Genomic DNA, 748 nt, shown 5'->3' on the forward strand with positions numbered 1-748 from the left:
CGTCGGCCCGGCCCCGCACATGCAGGTGGCGGTAGTGGCCCTCCAGCGCCACCTCGCTCTCGTAGCCCGGGCCGGCGCCGGCGCCCGGCCCGCCATGCGCCGCTGGGCCACGGTGGCATGGCCGGCGATGCCTTCGAGCGCGGTGGGCGCGGGGGTGAACCGCAGGTCCAGATCGCCCTGCTTGGCCGTGAACTCGCACAGCTCGCGCACGGCCACGGTGTACATCAGGCCGTGCCCTTGCAGGGGTCCGGCGCCGACCCCTGGGCCGCCTCCCGAGAAAGGTCGGCATCCTCCAGGCCGGCGAGCCCCTCGCCCAGCAGCCCCTGCGCCGGCTCGCCCTCGCTGCGCAGCGGCGTGGCCTTGCACAGCGCCATCCAGACGGCGAACGGCAGGCTGCAGCCCGCGTGGCGGGCGGGGCGCAGCAGCTCGAACCGGCCGTGGTCGATCTCGCCGTGCAGCACCCACACGCCGAACGGCTCGGGAATCTCCTCGGGCGCGGCCACGCTGGCCGGGAACACGTAGTAACACTCCTCGCACAGCCACTGGTAGGCCTGCCGCTTGGCGCCGTGCCGCAGGTCGGACAGCAGGTCGGCGCGGCTGGCCTTCACCTCGTGCACCATGGGCTGCAGATAGGCGGGCACGGTGGTGTTGCGCACCGAGAACAGATCGGGCCGCGCCATGCGCCAGACCTGGGCGGCGGCGCGGGCCGGGGGCGCATCGGCCTCGTCGGCCCAAAGCCGTCCCGGTG

2 pseudogenes are annotated in these 748 nt (G+C 74.7%); both read right to left on the reverse strand.

From position 1 onward, the window contains the following. Window positions 1-228 (reverse strand): annotated as a pseudogene (locus tag AC27KI_RS26445) (hypothetical protein); the annotation flags it as partial. Further along, window positions 225-748: pseudogene (locus AC27KI_RS26450) on the reverse strand (hypothetical protein); the annotation flags it as partial. The pseudogenes AC27KI_RS26450 and AC27KI_RS26445, both read right to left, overlap by 4 nt.

This window comes from Acidovorax sp. KPB24-03 (assembly GCF_057546605.1).